Below are 20,043 nucleotides of genomic sequence, written 5' to 3' on the forward strand. Positions count from 1 at the left end.
CGGGTCCCCGGCAGCGTAGATCGGAACGCGCGGCTCAAGCGCGCGGTTCAACCACCCATGCGCCATTGCGCTCGACCAGCACCCGGTCGAACGCGAATTCATCGAGATCGTGCTTGTGGCCAGGCAGCGCCTGGATTACCACTTCACCGCCATCGCGCAATGCCGCGACCGCCACGCGCAACGCTTCGTCGTGCCGCCACGGCGCGAGGATCGCGCTGCTGCGCGCTTCGACCGGCGAGATCCGCGCGACTTCGCGCAGATCCAGCGAAAAGCCGGTTGCCGCGCGAGCGCGGCCATAGGCCTGACCGACGTGGTCGTAACGGCCGCCGCGCGCGACCGCGTTCGGCACGCCGTCCACGTAAGCGGAGAACATCACGCCGCTGTGGTACGCGTAGCCGCGCAGATCGGCGAGGTCGATCATCACTTCGGCGCCGTCGACCTGGCTCGCGAGGAACGCGAGGTCGTCGAGCGCGCGGGCGATCGCCGGTGAATTCGGCAGACGCGCGCGGGCCTCTTCGAGCACCGACGCGTCGCCGTACAGCGTCGGCAGCGCGCGCAGCGCATCGCGAATCACCGGCGAGAATTGCGCGGTCATCTCGACCAGGCGCGGCACGTCCTTGCCGGCCAGCGCGTCGTAGAGCGCCTGGCCGAGTTCCTCGGCGGCCGGCTCGGCTTCGATCAGCGCCGCCAGCACGCCCGCGTGACACAGGTCCAGACGCACCTTCGCGAGGCCGGCGAGACGCAGCGCGTCGAGCATCAGCTGCTGGATTTCGAGGTCCGCTTCGAGCCCTGCGTGGCCGTAGATTTCCGCACCGATCTGGATCTGCTCACGCGTCGCATGCAGGCCGCGCGGGCGCGTATGCGCGACGTTGCCCGCATAGCAAAGACGCGTGACGCCCTGGCGGTTCAGCAGATGCGCGTCGATGCGCGCGACCTGCGGCGTGATGTCGGCGCGCAGACCGAGCGTGCGGCCCGACAGCTGATCGACGAGCTTGAAGGTGCGCAGATTCAGATCGTGCCCACCGCCCGTCAGCAGCGACTCGAGGTATTCGAGCAGCGGCGGCATCACCATCTCGTAGCCGTACGAGCGGAAACGGTCCAGCAGATGACGCCGCAATTCTTCGATCTTGCGGGCCTCCGACGGCAGCACGTCGGCGATATTCTCAGGAAGCAACCAGGTCGACATCGATACAGTCCTACGGCGTTGAACACGGCGTCTTGCAGCGCCGATGATGAGTGTGAATGACGTAGAGCGGCTTGATTCTGGCGGCTGACACAGACGCTCGGGCGGCGCTTTGCGGCACGCGCGCGACGCGCGGCGGCGTGGCAGGTCAGTACGCGTTTTGCTCGGGCCGGCAAAACACGCCGCAACACGCGGCGTTCATCAGACAAGCAAGCCGGCTTCAGGTCGCGATGAACAGTAGAACCAGCCCGAGCAACATCACGATGAGCCCTCCGACACGAATCTGATGCGGCGGTCGTTCCGCTATTTTACGGAACGTGTCGCGCCAGGCGGTTGGAAAAACGAACGGAAACATCCCCTCGATAATCAGCATCAGCGCGATCGCGAGCAATAACGAACCAGCTATATCCATGCGAGTGAAGCGGCCGCGATGCGGATGCCGCGGCCTTCGGTAATCAGCGTTTGCGCGCAGCAGGCGCGGAAGCGTCCGGGGCGACGCCGCCGGTCGGGCTACGCATGAAGCGGAAGAACTCGCTACTGGAGTCGACCACGATCAGGTCGCCCGGCTTGAAGGTCTTCCGGTACGCCTGCATGCTTTGATAAAACTGGTAGAACTGCGGATCCTTGCCGAACGCTTCGGCAGCGATCTCCGCGGCCTTTGCATCGCCTTCGCCGCGAATGCCCTGCGCCTGCGCGAGGCCGTCGGCGAGCACCGCCTGCTGCTTCGCGAGCGCGTCCGCGCGGATCTGGTTCGCTTCGGCGGCGCCCTTCGCTCGCTCGTCCGCCGCGACCTGCTGGCGCGCGGCGATCATGCGCTTGAATACCGAGTCGGCCACCGCTGCCGGGAAATCGACGCGCGTGAGTTGCACATCCACGACCGATACGCCGAGCGATGCCGCGCCCTTGTCCATCGCACCGCGGGCCTGTTCGGCGATCGCCGGTTGTTTGGCGAGCGCGTCGGACAACGTGAACTTGCCGAACGCGTCGCCGAGCGCGCCGCGCGACAGCAGCGCGAGCCGGTCGGGCAGACTCTGCGGATCACCCTTCGTTTCGGCGATCAGCTTCAGCGGATCGGTCACGCGGAACTTGATCACCGGGTTGACCAGCAGATCGGTTTTGTCGGACGTGACGTAATGATCTTCGTCGGGTGCGTCGAGCGACTGGATGCGATTGTCGACGAACGCGACCGTTTGCAGCGGCGGCGGCAGCTTCACGTGCAGCCCCGGGCCGAGCAGCGTGGGCGTCGCGTCGCCGCGCGCGGACAACACAGCCATATGCCGTTGATCGACGACGAACACCATCGACGTTGCCGCGAACAGCACGATGACGAGCGCGACGACGAGCGCAATGATTCGGTTCATATTCTTGTGCGCTCCTTATTGAACGTCGTCTTCGCGCATGCGATTGCGGAACGCTTCGCGCGAGCGCAGCGACGCGGCGCTCGGCCGGCTCGCTGGCGCAGGCGCGGAAGCGGCGGGTGCGGATGCGCCAGCGGCTGCGGAGCCTGCCGCGGCACCGGTCTCAGCGGCCGACGCGGCCGACGGCGCGGCCGCACTCGCCGCTTGCGGCGCGCCCGCGACAGCAGGACCCGAAGCGGCGGCGCCCGCCGCCGCGGCCTGGCGTTCGCGGTTCTGCTCGACGAGCCTGTCGAGCGGAAGATACAGCACGTTGTTGCCGTTCTTCGCGTCGACGAACACCTTGGTCGCGTTCGCGTAAATCTGCTGCATGGTTTCCATGTACAGGCGGAAGCGCACGACGGCCGGCGCCTTCGCGTATTGGGCGTAGACCTGGTTGAAGCGCTCGGCCTCGGCCTGCGCCTGCGCGACCGTGGTCTGGCTATAGGTTTTGGCTTCCTGGACCTGACGATCGACGTCGGCCTGCGCGCGCGGCAGAAGATCGGCCGCATAAGCCTGCGCATCGCGTTTCGCGCGTTCGTTTTCGTCGTGCACCTTCGCAGCGTCGGCGAACGCGGGTTGCACCTGCTCGGGCACCTGCACGCTCTGGATCGTCACGCCCGTGACTGCCAGACCGGACTGGTACTGATCGAGCGATTGCTGGATCGCCGCGATCAGCTGCTGGCGCAAAGTTTCGTGATCCTGATCGAGGATATCGCTAGTGCTCTGCGCGCCGACGATACCGCGCACCGCCGCCTGCGCGGCATGCATCACGCTCTGATCGGGATCGACGCTGCGAAACAGAAAGTCGTTGGGCTTGCGCACCTGGTACTGCACGGCGAAGCGCACGTCGACGATGTCGCCGTCGTGCGTGAGCATTGACGCGTCCTTCACGTTCGCGAGACGCACCACATTGCTACGGCCGATCTCGACCTGGCGGATCTGCCCGACATTGACGAACTCGTGGGACTCGAACGGAAACGGCAGACGCCAGTGCACGCCCGGCGCCGCGGTATAGCGATACTTGCCGAACTGCAGCACGACGGCCGCCTGGCCATCCTGCACGACGAACACACCGCTGCCGAGATAGATCGCGATCAGCACGCCGATCACGATGCCGACGCCGATGCGCGCGCCACGGCCGTTGTCAGGACGGCCACCGCCGACACCGCCGCCCCTGCGCCCGAAAATCCGGGACAGACGGCGATTGAAATCACGCCACATTTCGTCGAGATCGGGCGGACCTTCACCGTCGCGTGCCGGTCGCTTCGGATCGTTCGGCCGTTGCCGGTCGCCGTTGCCGTCGCCCCGGCCCCAACGCGGATCGTTCAGTGAAAGCAAGGCGCGCATACGCAGCCAGATACTCCGCTCGTTGTAATCGTTCACCTGTGTTCGTTCACCAGAGTAGACAGCGGGTCAGTGCAATTGGAACGGGTCAGTGCCCGAGTTCTGGAACCTTGTGGTCGTCGCGCAGTTGCGCCGCGCGGTCATCTTGCGACGCATCGAACGGCATGTCGGCAAGCGGTTCGGCTGTAGCGATTTCGGCGATGGCAGCGCGCAATGCATCCAGCCCCTGCCCGGTGCGCGCGCTCAAAAAGACGCGCGAAATATTACCATACTCGTCCCGCTCGACCGCGTCGCCACGGGCTGCCAGCTCTGGCACCGCGTCGATCTTGTTGAACACGAGCACCTGACGGATCGTGTCCGCGCCGATCGCGTGCAACACCTCGTTGACCTGATCGATCTGGTCGAGCCGCACCGCGCTCGATGCATCGACGACATGCAGCAGCAGGTCCGCGTGAATGGTTTCCTCGAGCGTCGCGCGGAACGCGGCGACGAGCTGGTGCGGCAGCTCGCGGATGAAACCGACGGTATCGGACACCACCACCTGCCCCGCTTCGTCGCCCAGATACACGCGCCGCGAGGTGGTATCGAGCGTGGCGAACAACTGGTCGGCGGCATACGCCTGCGCCTTGGTCAGCGCGTTGAAGAGGGTCGATTTGCCGGCGTTCGTGTAGCCGACGAGCGACACCGACATCGTCTGGTTGCGATTACGCGCCCGGCGTTGCGTGCCATGCTGGCGGCGCAGCTTGTCGAGGCGGATCTTGAGCGCCTTGATGCGCTCGCCGATCAGCCGGCGGTCGGTTTCGAGCTGCGTTTCGCCTGGACCGCGCAATCCGATACCGCCCTTCTGACGTTCGAGGTGGGTCCACGCGCGAATCAGCCGGGTCGACAGATATTGCAGCTGCGCGAGCTCGACCTGCAGCTTGCCTTCGTGGCTGCGCGCGCGCTGCGCGAAAATGTCGAGGATCAGACTGGTGCGATCGACCACGCGCCGATTAAGCGCCCGCTCCAGATTGCGCTGCTGCGCAGGCGCCAGAGCATGGTTGAAGATCACGAGTTCGATGTCGTTTGCTTCGCACGCAAGGCGCAATTCTTCGGCCTTGCCGCTGCCGACGAACATCTTCGCGTCGGGACTGGAACGGCGTCCGGTGAGGGTGACCAGGGGGTTCGCGCCCGCGCTTTGCGCGAGCAGGCTGAGTTCTTCGAGACTGGCTTCGAAATCGATCTTGCCGAAGTCGATGCCAACGAGCGCTGCATTGATCAAATTGGAGGATATCAAAATGACGCGGCCGGGAATGATCGCCAACGGGCGACAGTGTGCCGGCCGCGGCGAGGGTTAGGACTGTTCGGAATCCGGGTGGAAATTCACCGGACGGGCAGGCACGACCGTCGAAATGGCGTGCTTGTAGACCATCTGGGTGACCGTATTCCGGAGCAACACGACGTACTGGTCGAACGATTCGATGTTCCCTTGAAGCTTGATGCCGTTGACCAGGTAGATCGACACCGGCACATGCTCTTTACGCAGTGCGTTCAAAAACGGGTCTTGTAACAATTGCCCTTTGTTGCTCATAGCAAACTCCGTATTTTTTTGCAGGTTGACTGAATTGACGGCGAAGAAAAAGAGATCCGCCGCCAACCGCTACACTATAGCTGATTTTCATTTCGACGCGCGGGCCCGGGACCCCCGGCCAAACCCAGCATACACGCGGGTTTCAGCCCAGGTTTAAGACCAGCTTCAGCTTGCTTCAGCCTTTGTCCGCGTAAGGGTTCGTCGACGATCTGAACTCTATTCGCAATGGAGTCCCCGTCAGCTTGAAAGTTTCCCGGAAGCGATTTTCGAGGTACCGCTTATACGTGTCGGTGATCGCGTCGAGCGCATTGCCGTGAATCACGATAATCGGCGGATTCTGTCCGCCCTGGTGTGCGTAACGCAGCTTGGGACGCACTGGACCGCGACGGCGCGGCTGCTGGAATTCGACCGCCTCGATCAGCGCGCGCGTCAGCTTCGGCGTCGGCAGCTTCGACATCGCGGCCGTGTACGCGTCGTCGACCGAACGCATCAGCGGCCCGATTCCGGTTTTTTCCGCGGCGGAAATGAAATGGAATTTGGCGAAGTCCAGAAATTTTAGTTTGCGTTCGAGGTCGGCTTTGGTGCGCTCGCGCACATGCGGATCGAGACCATCCCATTTGTTCACGCCAACCACCAGCGCGCGGCCCTGCTCGACGACGAAGCCAGCGATGTGCGCATCCTGATCCGAGATGTCCTGACGCGCGTCGAGCAGCAGGATCACGACGTTCGCATCGGAGATCGACTGCAGCGTCTTCACGACCGAGAACTTTTCGATCGCCTCGAACACCTTGCCGCGGCGGCGCAGGCCGGCCGTGTCGATCAGCGTATACGGCTTGCCGTTGCGCTCGAAATCGACGTAGATCGAGTCGCGCGTAGTGCCGGGCATGTCGAACGCGATCACGCGCTCTTCGCCGACCAGCGCATTGATCAGCGTCGACTTACCAACGTTCGGCCGGCCGACGATGGCGATCTTCACGCCGCGCGCTTCCTTGTCTTCCTCGCTCTCTTCCGGCTGACCGGCATACGCGACTTCGAGCGCCTCGTTGATCATGTCGGTGACGCCGTCGCCGTGCGCGGCCGAAATCGCGCGCGGATCGCCGAGACCGAGTTCGTAGAAGTCGGCCGCGACGTTGGCGTACTTCATGCCCTCGGCCTTGTTCACGACGAGGAAGATCGGCCGGCCGACCTTGCGCAGATAGTCGGCGATCGACTTGTCCTGCGGCGCGAGACCGTTGCGCCCATCGACGATGAACACGACGACGTCCGACTCTTCGACCGCCTGGCGGGTCTGGCGCGCCATCTCGTGCAGGATGCCGTCTTTCGCGACCGGCTCGAAGCCGCCGGTGTCGACGACCAGATACGGCCGCTCGCCGGCGCGTCCTTCGCCGTAATGGCGATCGCGCGTGAGACCGGGCAGGTCGGCAACCAGCGCATCACGCGAACGCGTAAGGCGGTTGAACAGCGTGGATTTCCCCACATTGGGGCGCCCAACGAGGGCAATAACGGGTTTCATCTGATGTTGTTCACGGTGAAACGCGGGATCGCAACCGATCGCGCGCGTAGCGACGCCAGGCGGGCGCCACGGGGTGGCGTTCTGACGAAATTATCACGAATTCAGCCTGCTCCGGATGCGCGATCGATATGCGCATCCAGGCGGACGGGCGTGGGCTGCACAGACGCCGCCGGGGGCGCCTGCTTCAGACCGGGCTGCTCGACGGCTGACGCGCTCGTGTTCGAGGGCGTCTTTAATTTGCAAGGCCGTCGACGGAGCGCACGCGCCGCCTTGCATGCCGGCGGCCACAGCCTCGATCCGACTTGCCGGACCAGCCCCGTCCGGCGATTTTTTCTATTGAGCCTGCCCGATCACGCGACGGGCAGCATGGCAACCCGACGCAGGAGCCGCACGCCAAAGCCGGCGCAGACTTCAATTAAAAAGCGCGCGGCCGGCAAAGCCGGCCTGCGCGCCTGACATCATCTATCGCGATCAGCGCGGACGATAGCCGAACAGGCCGCCGTCGCGCGTCTGTACGACCAGCGTGTCGCCAGCCAGCACCGGCGCCGCGGTAATCGCGCTGCCGTCGGTCTTCACTCGTGCGACGAGCGTGCCGTCGACGGTCGACAGGAAATGCACGAAGCCCTTGTAGTCGCCGAACACGGCCGCGCGGCCGAGCAGCGTCGGCACGCTCAGGTCGCGGTTCTTCAGCGTGTCGTTCTTCCACAGCACCGAGCCGTTGTTCACGTCGAATGCGGACACGACCGACCAGTCGTCGGCGGCGACCACGCTGCGCTCATCCTGCGCGAGGCCGGTCGTGCTCGAGAACGGCTTGCCCCACAGCGCGCGGCCCGAGTTGGCGTCGAAACAGCCAATCTGGCCCTGGAACGTCACCGCGCAGGTCTCCGAACCCACCAGCGTGGGCGGGCCGGTCACGTCGTTGATACGCTCGACCTCGGTCACGCCCTTCGGATACGACACCGGCGTCTGCCAGTAGGCGTCGCCCGTCTGCAAGTTGATCGCGGCGAACGAGCCGCCCGGGAAGCCGGCCAGCACGGCCGCGTCACCTGCGAACGTCATGCCCGACGACACGCGCAGGTTCAGCGGCACCGCGCGGTTGCGGAAGTTCCACTTCTGCTCGCCGGTTTGCGCGTTGAACGCGACGATCTGGCCGTCGATCGTGCGCACGATCACGAGGCCGTTGCCGACGAGCGGCGGCGTAATGATCTCGCCCGGCGCCTTCGCGGTCCACAGCTGCTTGCCGTCCGCGCCTAGCACGTACACGTCGCCCTTCAAGCCGCCGACCGCGGTGAGCGTGCCATCGCTGCCGACGCCCGCCGACAGATCATCGTGCAACTTGACGCGCCACACGTCCTTGCCCGTTTGCGCGTCGATCTTGGCGACCGTGCCATTCGTGCCGGCAGCATACACGGCATTGCCGAGCGCAACCGGCGAGAACAGGTAGCGGCCCGCCTTGCCGACGCTCGCCGACCAGGACTGCTGCACGTCGAGCACGGGTTTGAACTCGGTGAGCGGCGTCGGCACACGGCGCTCGTCTTTCGTGGATGAGCAAGCCGCCAGCGTGAGAACGGTCATCGCACAGATAACGGGCACGGCGTAACGTTTCAGCAGATTCATCGGTGGACGAAGCATTCAGGAAATTGGATTAAAGGAGACCGCCTTGCGGTCGTGGCTCGCGGCGCGCCGCGCGGGACGCTCAGCCGCCAAGCGCATCCAGCTTGAACTGGATCAGCTGGCGCGCCGAACTGTCGCTGTTCGACAGCGAGTCGAGCGCGAGCTTGTAGGCCGCGCGCGCGTCGTCGCGCTTGCCCTGGGCGGCGAGCAGGTCGCCGCGGCGGTCCGCCACGACGCCCTTGAAGGCATCGGATTGTGGCTCGGCCAGGAGCGCGAGGCCCTGGTCGTATGCCTTGTCGTCGAGCAGCAGCGATGCCATGCGCAGCTTCGCGATCTGCTTGAACTCGTCGTCCTTCGCGTGATCGATCGTCCATTGCAGCTGCGCTTTCGCGCCGGCTTCGTCGCCAGCGGCGTACAGCGCCTTGGCGGCGCCGAGCGCGGTCATCTGCGCGTAGGCAGTACGGCCGAACTTGTCTTCCATGTCGGCGGCGACGCGCGCAATCTGCGCCTTATCGCCCGATGCCGCGGCTTGCTGAACCTGGTCATACAGCACCGCGGCTTCCGCGGCCTGACGACGCTGCCAGAAATTCCAACCGTTCCAGCTCGCGCCTGCCAGCAACACCACCAGCACGATCCACGTGGTCGCATTGCCCCATTGCGTCCACCATGCCTTCAGACTTTCAATCGATTCTTGTTCGTCGTGGTAACTCATTGCCCGGCGATTTCCTCATTCTTGCTACATGTGCGTGTCGAGCCAGCCGGCCCAACGACATCGCGATCAGTCGTCGCCGTCTTCGGCGGATGCAACCATCGCATTGATTAGATATTCGGTCAAGTCTTCGGCGGGCACGTTCTGTTGCTCGTTCTTACCGCCGTGGGCTTGCGTATCGCGCAGCGGTTTCACGCCGACCGTGCCGTTGGCGATCTCATCTTCGCCAAGCACGACCGCGAACGCGGCACCGCTCGCGTCGGCGCGCTTCATCTGCGACTTGAAGCTTGCCGACTGACCGTCCGCGCTGCAATGCAGGATCACGTCGAGACCGGTATCGCGCAGACGCTCGGCGATGATGAACGCCTGCTCGCGCGCGGTGTCGCCCTGATGGACCACGTACACGTCGCAACCTTCGTCTTCCGGCACGAGCTGTTCTTCCTTCAGCAGCTCGAGAATCCGCTCGACGCCCATCGCCCAGCCGCACGCAGCCGTCGGCTTGCCGCCGAGCTGTTCGATCAGCGGATCGTAGCGGCCGCCCGCCGCGACCGTGCCTTGCGCGCCGAGTTTGTCGGTCACCCACTCGAACACGGTCAGATTGTAGTAATCGAGACCGCGCACGAGACGCGGATTGATCGTGAACGGAAGGTTGTTCGCCTTCAGCAGACGCTGCAGAGCTTCGAAGTGCGCGCGCGATTCTTCCCCAAGAAAATCGATCAGCTTCGGCGCGTTCCGCGCGACTTCCTGCAGCGCAGGATTCTTCGTATCGAGCACGCGCAGCGGGTTCGTATAGAGACGGCGCTTCGCCTCTTCGTCGAGCGCGTCCATGTGCTTTTCGAGATACGCGATCAGTTCGACACGATGCGCGGCGCGCTCTTCAGCGAGGCCCAACGAGTTGATTTCGAGCTTGATGCCAGTCAGGCCGAGGTCGTCCCACAGACGCTGGCACATCATGATGATTTCCGCGTCCGCATCCGGACCCGCGAAACCGAGCGCCTCGACACCGACCTGGTGGAACTGGCGATAACGGCCGCGCTGCGGACGCTCGTGACGGAACATCGGACCGATATACCACAGACGCTTCGGGCCATCGTACAGCATGTTGTGTTCGATCGACGCGCGCACCACGGCCGCCGTGTTTTCCGGGCGCATCGTCAGGTTTTCGCCGTTCAATGCGTCGGTGAAGCTGTACATCTCTTTTTCGACGATGTCGGTCACTTCGCCGATACCGCGTGTGAACAGCTGCGTATGCTCGACGATCGGCGTGCGGATATTCTGGTATCCGTACGAACGCAGCATCGACTTGACGGTGGTTTCGAAAAATTCCCAGAGCCCGGCTTCCTGCGGAAGGATGTCGTTCATGCCCTTCACGCCAGACAGCTTCTCGAGCTTTTTCTTCTGTTCAGTCATCTGTGTTTCGATAGCCGGTTTTTAGTTGAGCGCGTCGGCGCGGCCATAGCGGCGCTCGACGTAGTCGCTCACGATTTGCTGGAATTCTTGCGCGATGTTCTCGCCGCGCAGCGTCTTCACCTTTTCGCCGTCGATGAACACCGGCGCGGCCGGATTCTCGCCCGAGCCCGGCAGGCTGATGCCGATATTCGCCTGCTTCGATTCGCCCGGACCATTGACGATGCAGCCCATCACCGCGACGTGCATCTGCTCGACGCCGGGATACTGGTCGCGCCACACCGGCATCTGCTGACGCAGGTAGGTCTGGATCTGCGACGCGAGTTCCTGGAACAGCGTGCTCGTGGTGCGCCCGCAGCCGGGGCACGCGATCACCATCGGCGTGAACGAGCGCAGGCCCATGGTCTGCAGAATCTCCTGACCGACGATCACTTCGCCTGTGCGCGACGCGCCCGGTTCCGGCGTCAGCGAAATACGGATCGTATCGCCGATGCCCTGCTGCAGCAGAACCGACAGCGCCGCGGTCGACGCGACGATGCCCTTCGAGCCCATGCCCGCTTCGGTCAGGCCAAGATGCAGCGCGAAATCGCAACGGCGCGCGAGTTCGCGGTACACGGCAATCAGATCCTGCACGCCGCTAACCTTGCACGACAGGATGATCTGGTCGCGCCCGAGGCCGAGTTCGACCGCACGTTCCGCCGAGCCGATCGCCGACTGGATCAGCGCTTCGTACATCACGCTTTGCGCTTCCCACGGAGTGGCGCGCGAGCCGTTTTCGTCCATCATCTTCGCAAGCAGGTCCTGGTCGAGGCTGCCCCAGTTCACGCCGATGCGCACCGGCTTGTCGTATTTGACCGCCGTCTCGATCATCTGCGCGAACTGCGTGTCGCGCTTCGCGCCGTGCCCAACGTTGCCCGGATTGATCCGGTACTTCGACAGCGATTCCGCGCAGCCCGGATAGTCGCGCAGCAGCAGGTGGCCGTTGTAATGGAAGTCGCCGACGAGCGGCACCATCACGCCCATGCGGTCGAGTTGCTCGCGGATCGCCGGCACGGCCGCCGCCGCTTCCGGCGTATTCACGGTGATACGCACCAGTTCGGACCCGGCTTGCGCCAGTTCCTTGATCTGGATAGCGGTACCGATCGCGTCGGCGGTGTCGGTGTTGGTCATCGACTGCACGCGCACCGGCGCATCGCCGCCGATGGTCACGAGCTGGCCGCCCCAGCGGACGTTGACCGCATGCGACTTGCGCCGCATCGCGGGGCCGCCGAACACCGGCTCGTCTGAAACGATCTTGCTACAGGATTGGGATTGAGCTTCGGTTTGCATCGAAAAACCCATTTACGCCGCACGCGCTATGCAAAAACGCAGCGCCTGAATTGAAAAAGCGCCGCGGACCGGTTGACCGCGGCGCGTACCGTATCTGTCAAGGCAGCGCAAAGCGCGCCACGTTGCCCTTGGCTGTCGCATATTTCGACGGATCGACCGGCTGGCCGTCGAGCGTCACCGACTCGAGACCCGCCTTGTTGCCGACCGTGACCTTGAACGGACCGACACCCGTCACTTGCTTCGGATCGCCGGCATGCACGAGGCCGGAGAACAGTTCCTTGCCGTTCTTGTCACGCACGCTGAACCAGCTGTCCTGCGTCACGCGCAGCGCGACGACCGCCTCGCCGAGCGTTGGCGTGACCGCCGGTGCCGACGCGTTCGCCACGACCACCGGTGCATTTGCGCTCTCCATGGCGGCCCGTGCCTGAGCCTGCGAGCCGGCCTTCAGTGCCGCGCCCGTCGGTGCCGGCGTTGCCGCTGGATTCGCTGCCGGGGCCGAGCCCGGCGCGGTGCCAGTGGCAAGCGGAGCCGGCATCGGCGTTGCCGACGCAGACACCGCATTATCCACGCTCGCCGCGTTGTCAGCCGTGGCCGCCGCGTCGGGCGCCGATGCCCCTTCCGCCGCCGTCGCCGGACCCTGAGCGACCGCGCCCGAAGCCGCCGTGTCGCTGATAGTCGAACTATTCGCGCTTGCCTTCAGGCGCGCGAGCCACGCGGACGAATCACCGCCGTTAGTGCGCCACATCCCGAGTGCGATGACCGCGACGACGATCGCCGCAATGCCCCACAGCCACGAACGGCTCTTATGCCCGCTGTCGCCGAGCGACAGCGAAACCTTACCGCGCGGCAGATCCTTGCCCGATGACGCCGGCATCGACAGATTCGGTGCCGGCACGCCCTTCTCGCGACGCAGCGCCGCCGTAAAAGGCGCCGGATCGGCGCCCAGCATTTTCGCGTAGCTGCGCACGACGCCGAGTGCGAACGTCGTGTCCGGCAGATGGCTGACGTCACCCGCCTCGAGCGCGCTCAGCTTGACGACCGACACCTTCAGCCGCGCCGACACGTCCTCGATAGTCCAGCCTTTCGACTCGCGCAACTGGGTCAAGCGCGCGCCAACCGCTGCCAACGAATCAAGGGCCGGCTGCACGACAGGCTGGACCACCGCCCTTGCAACGGGTGCCGGATGGCCATCGCTCGTGTCTATCTCGTGCGGCTGCGGGTGCTGCGGCTCACTCATCCCAAATCCTTTCGCGTCGATTCTTTTAATCGTGCGACCGGACGGGCTCGAGCGTCACGTCCAAATCGCAGACCGTTTATAACAAAATGTGCGGCTTTGTGTACCGCTCCCGATCGATTCTGCAAACTTTCTTTTAATCGCCGGTGGCATGGGAGCATTTTTGCGCTCGCGGTATTTTCCGCCGAACGCCGACGCCCTGCCGCCCCTCGCGATTACACGGCGCGAACCTCGATCACCTTCGCCGCCTTCCCGGTGCGCTCAGCAAGACGCGTGCGGTCTTTGACCGCGCCGGCCAGCTGACCGCAGGCAGCATCGATATCGTCGCCGCGGGTCTTGCGCACAGTGGTGACCACGCCAGCGTCCATCAACACCTGCGCAAACCGCTTGATCTGTTCCGGCTTCGAACGGATAAGGCCCGATTCGGGGAACGGATTGAACGGAATCAGATTGAACTTGCACGGCACGTTACGCGTGACGGCGAGCAACTCGCGCGCGTGCGCCTCGCTGTCGTTCACGCCATCGAGCATGCAGTATTCGAACGTAATGAAATCTCGCGGCGCGACTTTCAGATAGCGCTCGCACGCCGCCATCAGCTCGCGCAGCGGATACTTTTTGTTGAGCGGCACCAGCACGTCGCGCAGCGCGTCGTTCGAGGCATGCAGCGACACCGCGAGCGCCACGGGCAGATCCGCGCCGAGCCGGTCCATCATCGGTACGACACCCGAAGTGGACAACGTGACGCGCCGGCGCGACAGGCCGTACGCATTGTCGTCGAGCATCAGGCGCATGGCCGGCACGACCGCGTCGTAATTGAGCAGCGGCTCGCCCATCCCCATCATCACGACGTTCGTGACGACGCGCTCGCCCTTGCCGTCGCCGCCCATCGCGCGGCCGCCAGCATCACCACGCGACGCGCGCAGCGCAAACTCAGCCATGCGCAACTGGCCGATGATTTCGCCGGTGGTGAGATTGCGGGAGAACCCCTGCTTGCCGGTCGAACAGAACCGGCAGTTGACCGCACACCCAGCCTGTGACGACACACACAGCGTGCCGCGCGTTTCTTCGGGGATGTAGACGGTTTCAACGGCGTTGCCGTTTCCGACGTCGATCAGCCACTTGCGTGTGCCGTCCGACGAAACGTGGTCGCTGACGACGCCCGGCATCGTGATCGCGGCGCGCCCTTTGAGCTTTTCGCGCAAGGACTTCGCGAGATCGGTCATGCCGTCGAAGTCGGCAGCGTTGTATTGATGAATCCAGCGCTGCAATTGCTTGGCGCGAAACGGTTTCTCGCCCAGGCTGTCGCAATAGGCGACGAGCCCTTGGGCGTCGAGGTCGAGAAGGTTGACGGAGGGACTGCTCGTCATATCGAATCCTGCCATTTCATTGCGAGACTACGTTCATGCAACAAGCTGCATGAACGCCGTGCCCGTTCGCGCCCATTCCTGCTGCTTTTACCTTACTACTTTGCCGTGCAACGCGCGCGATTCATGCGATAAAACAACTCGGCTGCACGAAACGCGCCAGGCGGACACGGCTTACGACCGAGGCCACCGCCTGACCTCAGCGCGAGGCGCTCAACGCGAGTAGACGTTGACTTGGGGGAAGAAGAATGCGATTTCAATCGCGGCCGTTTCCGGTGCGTCCGAGCCGTGCACCGCGTTGGCGTCGATGCTGTCCGCGAAGTCGGCACGGATCGAGCCCTTTTCTGCCTTCTTCGGGTCAGTCGCACCCATCAGATCCCGGTGTTTCAGGATCGCGTTTTCGCCTTCCAGCGCCTGCACGACCACCGGACCCGAGATCATGAATTCAACGAGGTCCTTGAAGAACGGACGTGCTGCGTGCACGGCGTAGAACTTCTCGGCGTCAGCACGCGACAGATGAACCATGCGCGATGCCACGATCTTCAGACCAGCGTTTTCAAAACGGGTATAGATCTGGCCGATCACGTTCTTGGCCACTGCGTCCGGTTTGATAATCGACAGGGTGCGCTCGATCGCCATAAAAACTCCAAAAAATTAAGAAGTTACAGATTCAAATGAATCCGCTATTGTAGCATGTTCCCGTGCATCATTGCGATTGAACCCTTACAGCACTGAAAGGATCAAAGCAAAGGGCGCGAAATACTGGTAGCGTAGGCGATGTGGGCGACTGGAGGTATTGAAACTCCGTGCTGCCGCGCTAATCTTACGGATGAACGGTGCGCCCGCCGGCGCTTCGCAAATTGCCGTATCACCATCACGAAACACGCTTCCGAGGTAAGGAGAGATCATGAACGAACATCCGTATATGTTTGGCCGCAACGGCGCGGTCAGCACGGTCGAAACACGCAACCGCGTGCTACGGAATACCTACTGGCTGCTCGCGCTGTCCATGATTCCGACCGTGCTCGGCGCGTGGGTGGGTCTTGCCACCGGCTTCTCACTGTTCGCCGCCACCAGCCCCGCCATGAGCATGCTGGCATTCTTCGCGATCGCCTTCGGCTTCATGTTCGCGATCCAGCGCACCAAGGACAGCGCCGTCGGCGTCTTCGTACTGCTCGGCTTCACGTTCTTCATGGGGCTGATGCTGTCGCGCATTCTCGCGTTCGTGCTCGGCTTCTCGAACGGCCCGTCGCTGATCATGCTCGCTTTTGGTGGCACCGGTGTGATCTTCGCGGCCATGGCGACCATCGCCACGGTCAGCAAACGTGACTTCTCAGGCCTCGGCAAGTGGCTCTTCATGGGCGTGATCGTGATCCTGCTGGCTTCGGTCGCGAACGTGTTCCTGCAACTGCCGGCGCTGATGCTGACGGTTTCAGTCATGGCAATCGTGATCTTTTCCGCCTACATCATGTTCGACGTGCAGCGCGTCGTGAACGGCGGCGAGACGAATTACATCACGGCGACGCTGGCGATCTACCTGGATCTGTACAACGTGTTCGTCAATCTGCTTGCGCTGCTCGGCATTTTTGGCGGCAACCGCAATTAAGTTTGCCCTGCCCGGTCGTGCGGCGTGCCCCACGCCGCACTCGACGCTCAAATTAGAAGCCCATAACGATTGCTCGTTATGGGCCTTTTCATTACCTGACCACCCAGTGCATGGCGTGCAGCGCGACTGGACGCCAACCGGGCGCCACAGTCACACCGTCAACCACGCGAAACCTTCGCTCTGCGACGCAACCACCACCTCCGTGGGAGCCGCGTCAAGCACGCCCGCCAGCGCCGCCTGCGCAAGTTCCGGCAGATTGTTCTGCTGGCTCAGATGCGCCGCGACCAGATGCCGCAAGCGCGAGCGGTCGAGCGACGCCAGGATTTCAGCCGCCGCGTGATTGTTCAGATGCCCGTGATTGCCGCCGATACGCGCCTTCAGCGACGGCGGATAACGACTGCCCGCGAGCATCTGCACGTCATGATTGCATTCGAGCACGAGCGCGTCGCAGCCACTCAGCACCGCGCTGATATGCGGCGTGGACGTGCCCACGTCGGTGAGCACGCCAAGCCGGCTCGCGCCGTTCGAGAACACGTATTGGAGCGGTTCGCGGGCGTCGTGCGGAACGGTATAAGGGAGAACGCTGAGCTCTCCGATCGATACCGCCTCGTCGCCCCACAGCACCTGCAGGTCAACATCGGCTTCGTCGGCGCCCACCGCGCGCGCGGTGCCCCAGCTCATGTACAGCGGAATCGACCACTTGCGCGCCAGCGTCAATGCGCTGCCGATGTGATCGCTATGTTCATGCGTAATCAGGATCGCGTCGAGGTGCTCGGCACTCGCGCCGAGCCGCGTCAGACGCCGCTCGACTTCGCGCGCGGAAAAACCGCAATCGAGCAGGACACGCGTGGTGACCGCACCGCTGCGCGCCTCCACCAGCAGCGCATTGCCTTCACTGCCGCTGCCGAGACTTGCGAAGCGCACGACCCGCCTTAGTTCAGTTGCGCGTGCAGCAGCGACACGATGCGCTGCGCGTCCGACGACGTGTCGATCTGCCCATTCGCGTCGACGACCGCGACCTGCGTCACTGCGTCGCCCTTCGCGCGCACGTTGACGAGGAATTCCTGGCCCGGCTTGCGCGTCGAATTGCCGCTGTAGAACAGTTTGCCGAACAGGCCTTCCTTCTTCAGTTCCTGCATCGAATCCGCGTAGCGCACGTAGTAGATGCCCTTCTCGCGATCGCGGTTGTCGACCGTAAAGTTAGTGCGATCGAGCGCGAGGCCCACACGCAGCCAGGCACGGTCGAACGACTCCTGCAGATCGAGCGTCGACGCACCCGCGTTCTGCTCGATCGTGGTCGGCGCGGCGGCGGTGCGCGCGTCGGTCAGCAGCTGCTTCGATTGTGCTTCAGTCAGGCCGAACTTCTGCATCAGCTTGGCGAGAAACAGCGCCTCGAGCGCCGGATCACGCGGACGCTCTTCCCAGCGCGAAGACGTCTTGTCCTGCCCGGTCATCACCTCTTCCATCGCGCTGTGCGTGATCGAGATATCGGTCGCGCTGTCCGGACCGCGCGATACCAGCGTGCGGAAACTGTCGCGGGTGCCCGACGAATAGGCGAAGTCGATGACCTTGCCGATCGTGCGGCGGAACCAGTCGTCCGGAATGTTCGCGCGGTTTTCCGCCCAGTCGGTTGTCATGATGCCGGTGGCCGGCGCATCGGTCTTCAGCACGAAGCCGTTTTCCTGCCAGAACTCCTGCAGCTGCGGCCAGAGCTGTTCCGGGGAACGGCCGTCTACCACCAGCCAGCGACGGTCGCCGTCGCGCTCGATATGCATGCCGAGCGGATCCTGCGCGTTCGGCTGACCTTCGGTCGCGTTGCCGGCCGCCGTGACAGCGCGCGTCGGCGTGCCACCAAGCGCCAGATTGGCCGGCGGTGCCACATAGCGCTGGTCGTTCGGCGACGTGCTCAGATCGCTCGGCACGGCGAGCGGCGGCGCGCTCGAGGTCGCCTTGTAGTTGACGCGGTCGGAAGCGAACCAGTCGTTCAGCGTGTCACAGCCGGCGAGCGTCGACAGGGCAAGCGCCAGCGCCGCCATGCGGGTTGCGTGGAGGGAAAGTGCGGAACGTTTCATGAGGTCCTTCGTGATGCTGGAACGCGATGCCTCGTTCGATCTGCCGGGAACGTGGGCTGAAGCGACGTCGGTTAATGAAATGCCGGTGGCGGTCTTGCGTGGGCGGCGGGACGGTCGCCCGTTCAGCCGAGCAGGCCCGCTTCGCGCAGCGCGCCGCGCACCACTTCGTGGTATTGCGCGTCGAGCGGCGTGAGCGGCAGGCGGATGCCGCCCTGCACACGCCCCAGTTGCTGCAGCGCCCACTTCGCCGGAATCGGATTCGCTTCGGCAAACAGGTACTTGTGCAGTGACAGGAGTTTCAGATGAATGTCGCGCGCGGTCTTCACGTCCGCGGCGAGCGCGGCCTTGCACAGTTCGCTCATTGCGCGCGGCGCGACGTTCGCGGTGACCGAAATATTGCCGTGACCGCCGAGCAGCATCAGCGCGATCGCGGTGGGGTCGTCGCCGCTATAGATGCCGAAATGCGCCGGCGCCGACTTGATCAGATGCGCGGCGCGGTCGATGTTGCCCGTGGCCTCCTTCACGCCGACGATGCCCGGCACCTGTGCGCAGCGCAGGATGGTCTCGTTGCTCATGTCGGCGACGGTGCGGCCCGGCACGTTGTACAGAATCACTGGCAGATCGACGGTTTCGGCGATCTTCGCGAAATGGCGGTAGATGCCTTCCTGGGTCGGCTTGTTGTAGTACGGCACGACCTGCAGCGTGGCATCCGCGCCGACGTCCTTCGCGTGTTGCGTGAGTTCGATCGCCTCGGCGGTGGAATTGGCACCCGCGCCCGCGATGACAGGAATGCGTCCAGCGGTGTGCTCGACCGCGGTCTTGACCATGAGCACGTGTTCTTCGACCGACAGCGTGGCCGACTCGCCGCTCGTGCCGACCACGACGAGCGCATTCGTGCCTTCCTCGACGTGCCAGTCGATCAGTTTGCGAAACGCCGGCAGATCGAGGCTGCCGTCTTCGAGCATCGGAGTGATGATGGCAGGAATGCTGCCGCGGATCTGAACGCCGTCCTGGTGACCGCTGTGGTTGCCGTTAGTCATGAAACGCCATGAATATGATCAGGTAAACCGCGATTGTAGCGGATTAGCCAGCCAACTCGTAACAAGGTGGCGCTGTTGCCCGTGCGGGATCATGCGCCCTGGCCGTTTCCCGAACCGCGCAGATGCGCTGAACGTAGGCCGGACGCGGCTCGGCGAGAAATCCGTCCTGAAATGCGATCACCCGCAGGTGGCCCCGCACGGTGTCGAGGAGCTCGCCAGGCGCGAGCAAAAACGCCGGATTGGAGGGTTTGCCGACGCTTTCGTTTCCTTGCGCGAAGGTCTCGTAAACCAGTACGCCACCGGGCGCGAGCGCGCGCAGCAACTGCGGAAAAAGCGGCCGGTGCAGGTAGTTGGTGACCACGACGGCGGCGAACGCCGCATCGGCCGGTAGTGGCCACGTCGCGCCTTCGAGATCGGCCACGAGAAGTGTGACGAGCGGCGCGTCGCGCAGCAGGTCGAGAGCAACCGCGTCGCGATCGATCGCGGTGACCGGATGGCCGAGCGACGCAAAAAAGCGCGCATGCCGCCCGGCCCCCGACGCGACGTCGAGCACCGCGCCGCCCGGCGCGATCAGGTGCGCCCAGTGACGCACCCAGCGCGACGGTTCACCGAGGCCATGCAAGCCACTGGTAACGGGCGTGCTCATCGCTGCACCGCGGCG

General features: G+C 64.1%; 19 protein-coding genes. 1 reads left to right on the top strand and 18 read right to left on the bottom strand.

All coding sequences use genetic code 11. From position 1 onward, the window contains the following. Positions 1-34: 34 nt before the first annotated feature. The 14 genes from HDG34_RS01930 to ndk form a co-directional block, all read right to left on the bottom strand. Positions 35-1,186 (bottom strand): ATP phosphoribosyltransferase regulatory subunit, encoded by a 1,152-nt coding sequence (locus HDG34_RS01930; protein WP_184048948.1) that lies wholly within the window; start codon positions 1,184-1,186, stop codon positions 35-37. A 217-nt stretch (positions 1,187-1,403) separates the two neighbouring features. Continuing rightward, positions 1,404-1,595 carry a DUF2065 domain-containing protein gene (locus HDG34_RS01935; RefSeq protein ID WP_090800720.1) on the bottom strand — a complete coding sequence of 64 codons (192 nt, stop codon included), beginning with the start codon at positions 1,593-1,595 and terminating at the stop codon, positions 1,404-1,406. Positions 1,596-1,638: 43 nt separating this feature from the next. After that, positions 1,639-2,544, bottom strand: a complete 906-nt coding sequence (hflC, locus tag HDG34_RS01940) for a protease modulator HflC (protein WP_184057287.1) — start codon at positions 2,542-2,544, stop codon at positions 1,639-1,641. 15 nt (positions 2,545-2,559) lie between these two features. After that, a complete protein-coding gene (gene hflK / locus HDG34_RS01945) occupies positions 2,560-3,963 on the bottom strand; it encodes an FtsH protease activity modulator HflK (protein ID WP_184057289.1) in 1,404 nt (467 codons plus the stop codon). Between the two features lie 49 nt (positions 3,964-4,012). Continuing rightward, complete coding sequence (gene hflX / locus HDG34_RS01950) at positions 4,013-5,227, bottom strand: GTPase HflX (RefSeq protein ID WP_184057291.1); 1,215 nt, start codon at positions 5,225-5,227, stop codon at positions 4,013-4,015. Between the two features lie 30 nt (positions 5,228-5,257). Next, positions 5,258-5,494: an RNA chaperone Hfq gene (gene hfq / locus HDG34_RS01955; RefSeq protein ID WP_006051315.1), complete on the bottom strand. Its 237-nt coding sequence runs from the start codon at positions 5,492-5,494 to the stop codon at positions 5,258-5,260. Between the two features lie 175 nt (positions 5,495-5,669). Continuing rightward, complete coding sequence (gene der / locus HDG34_RS01960) at positions 5,670-7,007, bottom strand: ribosome biogenesis GTPase Der (RefSeq protein WP_184022435.1); 1,338 nt, start codon at positions 7,005-7,007, stop codon at positions 5,670-5,672. A gap of 471 nt (positions 7,008-7,478) precedes the next feature. Beyond that, on the bottom strand, positions 7,479-8,624 hold the full coding sequence (gene bamB, locus HDG34_RS01965) for an outer membrane protein assembly factor BamB (RefSeq protein WP_184057293.1): 1,146 nt from the start codon (positions 8,622-8,624) through the stop codon (positions 7,479-7,481). A gap of 79 nt (positions 8,625-8,703) precedes the next feature. Continuing rightward, positions 8,704-9,333, bottom strand: a complete 630-nt coding sequence (locus tag HDG34_RS01970) for a tetratricopeptide repeat protein (protein WP_090800729.1) — start codon at positions 9,331-9,333, stop codon at positions 8,704-8,706. Positions 9,334-9,399: 66 nt separating this feature from the next. Next, complete coding sequence (gene hisS, locus HDG34_RS01975) at positions 9,400-10,740, bottom strand: histidine--tRNA ligase (RefSeq protein WP_184057295.1); 1,341 nt, start codon at positions 10,738-10,740, stop codon at positions 9,400-9,402. 21 nt (positions 10,741-10,761) lie between these two features. Next, positions 10,762-12,078, bottom strand: a complete 1,317-nt coding sequence (ispG, locus tag HDG34_RS01980; RefSeq protein WP_184057297.1) for a flavodoxin-dependent (E)-4-hydroxy-3-methylbut-2-enyl-diphosphate synthase — start codon at positions 12,076-12,078, stop codon at positions 10,762-10,764. A gap of 85 nt (positions 12,079-12,163) precedes the next feature. Continuing rightward, a complete protein-coding gene (locus HDG34_RS01985) occupies positions 12,164-13,303 on the bottom strand; it encodes a RodZ domain-containing protein (protein WP_184057299.1) in 1,140 nt (379 codons plus the stop codon). A 212-nt stretch (positions 13,304-13,515) separates the two neighbouring features. Further along, complete coding sequence (rlmN, locus tag HDG34_RS01990; RefSeq protein WP_184057301.1) at positions 13,516-14,667, bottom strand: 23S rRNA (adenine(2503)-C(2))-methyltransferase RlmN; 1,152 nt, start codon at positions 14,665-14,667, stop codon at positions 13,516-13,518. 210 nt (positions 14,668-14,877) lie between these two features. Beyond that, positions 14,878-15,303: a nucleoside-diphosphate kinase gene (ndk, locus tag HDG34_RS01995; RefSeq protein WP_184057303.1), complete on the bottom strand. Its 426-nt coding sequence runs from the start codon at positions 15,301-15,303 to the stop codon at positions 14,878-14,880. A 268-nt stretch (positions 15,304-15,571) separates the two neighbouring features. Here ndk and HDG34_RS02000 point away from each other — a divergent pair, with 268 nt between their 5' ends. Continuing rightward, the gene (locus HDG34_RS02000) at positions 15,572-16,270 is read left to right on the top strand and encodes a Bax inhibitor-1/YccA family protein (RefSeq protein ID WP_018417558.1); all 699 of its coding nucleotides are present in this window, start codon (positions 15,572-15,574) and stop codon (positions 16,268-16,270) included. 150 nt (positions 16,271-16,420) lie between these two features. On the opposite strand, the gene HDG34_RS02005 is transcribed toward HDG34_RS02000, so the two are convergent. The 4 genes from HDG34_RS02005 to HDG34_RS02020 all read right to left on the bottom strand — a co-directional run bounded on the left by HDG34_RS02005 (position 16,421) and on the right by HDG34_RS02020 (position 20,028). After that, positions 16,421-17,194, bottom strand: a complete 774-nt coding sequence (locus HDG34_RS02005; RefSeq protein ID WP_090800741.1) for an MBL fold metallo-hydrolase — start codon at positions 17,192-17,194, stop codon at positions 16,421-16,423. A gap of 8 nt (positions 17,195-17,202) precedes the next feature. After that, positions 17,203-18,342 (bottom strand): outer membrane protein assembly factor BamC, encoded by a 1,140-nt coding sequence (gene bamC, locus HDG34_RS02010; RefSeq protein ID WP_184022417.1) that lies wholly within the window; start codon positions 18,340-18,342, stop codon positions 17,203-17,205. A gap of 122 nt (positions 18,343-18,464) precedes the next feature. After that, complete coding sequence (gene dapA / locus HDG34_RS02015) at positions 18,465-19,382, bottom strand: 4-hydroxy-tetrahydrodipicolinate synthase (RefSeq protein ID WP_184004131.1); 918 nt, start codon at positions 19,380-19,382, stop codon at positions 18,465-18,467. A 43-nt stretch (positions 19,383-19,425) separates the two neighbouring features. Next, entirely contained in the window at positions 19,426-20,028 is a 603-nt protein-coding gene (locus HDG34_RS02020; protein WP_184057305.1) for a bifunctional 2-polyprenyl-6-hydroxyphenol methylase/3-demethylubiquinol 3-O-methyltransferase UbiG, read from the bottom strand. Positions 20,029-20,043: the final 15 nt, after the last annotated feature.

The sequence above is a fragment of the Paraburkholderia sp. HC6.4b genome (genome assembly GCF_014200875.1).
GTDB lineage: Bacteria > Pseudomonadota > Gammaproteobacteria > Burkholderiales > Burkholderiaceae > Paraburkholderia > Paraburkholderia tuberum.